General features: G+C 72.0%; 3 protein-coding genes and 2 pseudogenes. All 5 read left to right on the plus strand.

Going from position 1 to position 2,982, the window contains the following annotated elements; translation table 11 throughout:
* Positions 1 to 144: pseudogene (locus R6V09_RS49955) on the plus strand (nitronate monooxygenase); the annotation flags it as partial.
* Positions 141 to 896, plus strand: coding sequence for a 16S rRNA (uracil(1498)-N(3))-methyltransferase (locus tag R6V09_RS49960; protein WP_317888060.1), 756 nt, complete (start codon positions 141 to 143; stop codon positions 894 to 896). The pseudogene R6V09_RS49955 and the gene R6V09_RS49960, both read left to right, overlap by 4 nt.
* Before the next feature lie 15 nt (positions 897 to 911).
* Positions 912 to 1,304, plus strand: coding sequence for a VOC family protein (locus tag R6V09_RS49965; protein ID WP_317888061.1), 393 nt, complete (start codon positions 912 to 914; stop codon positions 1,302 to 1,304).
* 90 nt (positions 1,305 to 1,394) lie between these two features.
* Complete coding sequence (locus R6V09_RS49970; protein ID WP_442810289.1) at positions 1,395 to 1,961, plus strand: hypothetical protein; 567 nt, start codon at positions 1,395 to 1,397, stop codon at positions 1,959 to 1,961.
* Between the two features lie 70 nt (positions 1,962 to 2,031).
* A pseudogene (locus tag R6V09_RS49975) lies at positions 2,032 to 2,982 on the plus strand (peptidase S41); the annotation flags it as partial.

A 2,982-nucleotide genomic window follows, 5' to 3' on the forward strand; every position in this document is an offset into this window, starting at 1 on the left:
GGCGACGCGCAGGGCATGGCGCTGTGGGCCGGACAGGGCCACCGCATGGCACGCGAGCTGCCGGCCGGCCGGCTGGTCGAGGTCCTGGTCGCCGAACTGGCCTCCGCCCGGACAGCGTTGTCGGCCGGGGGTGAGCTCCGATGACCGCGGCGGTGTTCATCCTCGACCCCCTGGTGATCCCGGATTTCAGTGGCGGTGAGGTCGTCCTCGACGGTCCCGAGGGCCGGCACGCGGTCTCGGTGAAGCGCCTGCGGCCAGGTGAGGACATCGTGCTCACCGACGGGCGCGGCCGGTATCTGGACGGTGTCGTCAAGACCGTGGAGGGCAAGGACCGCCTGATCGTCATGGGCTCGACCGTCTACGAGGAGCCCCAGGATCAGCCCCGTATCACCGTCGTCCAGGCCCTCCCCAAGGGCGACCGCGGCGAGTTGGCCGTGGAGACGATGACCGAGACCGGTGTCGACGCGATCGTCCCCTGGGCGGCCTCCCGTTGCATCACGCAGTGGAAGGGCGACCGGGGTCTCAAGGCCCTCGCGAAGTGGCGGGCCACCGCCCGGGAGGCCGGCAAGCAGTCCCGCCGGCTGCGCTTCCCGGAGGTCGCGGACGCGGCAACGAGCAAACAGGTTGCGGCACTTCTCGCCAAAGCCGACTTCGCCGCCGTACTCCACGAGGACCGCGGCTACGCCGGCGAACCCCTGGCCACCGCCGAACTCCCCGCCGAGGGTGAGATCGTGCTGGTCGTGGGCCCCGAAGGAGGCGTCTCGCCCGAGGAGTTGGCCCTCTTCGAGGAGGCCGGGGCGAAGGCCTACCGGCTCGGGCGCAGTGTGCTGCGCACATCGACCGCCGGAACAGCGGCCACGGCCCTGCTCATGGGCCGTACCGGACGCTGGTCCTGAACCAGGGAGACCGCCGTGGAACTCGCCCAAGTGAGGCTGCTCGTCACCGACTTCGCCGCCTGCTACCGCTTCTACGCCGAAGTCCTCGGCCTGAAGCCGCAGTCGGGGGCGGCCAAGGGACCGTACGAGAAGTTCAGCCCTGCCGTCGGGTCGGCCGGGATCGCGCTGCAGGACCGGGCGATGATGGCCCAAGTCCTCGGTGAGCTGGGGGAGTTGGTGACCGGGCACCGCTCGCTGGTGGTGTTGCGCGTCGACGACCTGGACGCGTACTGCGAGCAGATCGCCGACCGGGGTGCCGTGCTGCTGCACGGTCCGGCGCCGATGACGGACCGGATGCGGGTCGCGCATCTCAAGGACCCCGAGGGCAATGTGGTGGAGCTTCAGGAGTGGCTGCTGCTGCGGGGCTGACCGTTCGTGCGCCGGGTGACTGCGCCCCGGGCGCACGGGTGGCCGTATGCGCTCTTCCCCGTGCGCCCCGACGGTGGCAGGCTGCCGTCCATGGGGGCGTTGAGGCAGATCTGGCGTCGGCCGCGCGGACGGCGGGTGGCCGCTGTGGCGGGGCTCGCGATGGTGTCCGTGGGCGGGGTCGTCGCGTGCCAGCCCGGTGATCTCAGCGCGGCGACCGTCGCGTACACCACCGACAAGACGGCGACCGCGGAGCTCAAGCGGGACCATGTCAGCGTGCGCTATCTGACCTGCACGGGCAACTACGGCAGCGGCAACAAGGCGTACACGCCCGGGAAGACACCCTCGCCGACCGAGTCCACCGTCGTCTCCGTGGACTGCCAGGGGCAGACGAACGACAACCGGGACATCACCGTCACCGGCAAGGTCACCCGGGCCGTCGACGGCGCCTGTGTGCGCGGCGACCTGGTCGCCAAGGTGGGCGGCAAGCAGGTGTTCCACGTGACCGGGCTCGGCGACTGCAACGCGGCGACACCGTCGTCCGTGAGCAACCCGAACCCGAGTCTCACCTACGGCCCGGGTCCGACCGTCACCGTCACGGTCACCAAGACCATCTGGTGCAAGGGCGACCCGACCTGCTGGCCCGTCGAGGGCAAGTGACCGTCCGCCCATAGCGGGCAAGTGATCCAAACCGCTGTCGGTGCAGGCCGCCGCTGCATACGCTGATCAGGTGACTCAGCCCTCAGCGTCCGCAGCCCAGGCCGGTCCCCAGGCCTATCTCCGCTTCCCGCACCTGCACGGCGAGTTGATCGCCTTCACCGCCGAGGACGACGTGTGGCTGGCCCCCCTCGACGGCGGCCGGGCCTGGCGGGTCAGCGCCGAGAACGTGCCGGTGACCCACCCGCGCATCTCGCCCGACGGCACCACCGTCGCCTGGACCTCCACCCGGGACGGCGCCCCCGAGGTGCACATCGCCCCGGTCGACGGCGGACCCGCCAAACGCCTCACCCACTGGGGGAGTTCACGCACCCAGGTGCGCGGCTGGACCGCGGACGGCCAGGTCCTCGCGATCAGCACCCACGGCCAGGCGAACCTCCGCCGCAGCTGGGCCCGCGCCATCCCGCTGGACGGCGGACCGGCAACCACCCTGCCGTACGGGCCCGTCGGCGATGTCGCCATCGGCCCCGCGGCCACCGTGCTGCTCTCCGCCCCCATGGGCCGCGAGGCCGCCTGGTGGAAGCGCTACCGGGGCGGCACCGCCGGCAAGCTGTGGATCGACCGCGAGGGCGACGGCGAATTCACCCGCCTGCACGAGGAGTTGGACGGCAACATCGAGTACCCGGTGTGGGCGGGGGAGCGGATCGCGTTCCTCTCCGACCACGAGGGCACCGGCGCCCTCTACTCCTCCCTCGCCGACGGCACCGACCTCCGCCGCCACACCCCCCTCGACGGCTTCTACGCCCGGCACGCAGCCGGAGACGGCACCCGGATCATCTACTCCTCCGCCGGTGAACTCTGGCTCCTCGACGACCTGGACGGCGCCGAACCGCGCCGGCTCGACCTCCGGCTCGGTGGACAGCGCACCGACCAGCAGCCGTTCCCGGTGTCCGCGGCCCGCTGGCTCGCCTCCGCGTCGCCCGACCACACCGCGCGCGGCAGCGCGGTCGCCGTCCGCAGCACC

The sequence above is a fragment of the Streptomyces sp. W16 genome, from assembly GCF_033194735.1.
Classification (GTDB): Bacteria; Actinomycetota; Actinomycetes; order Streptomycetales; family Streptomycetaceae; genus Streptomyces.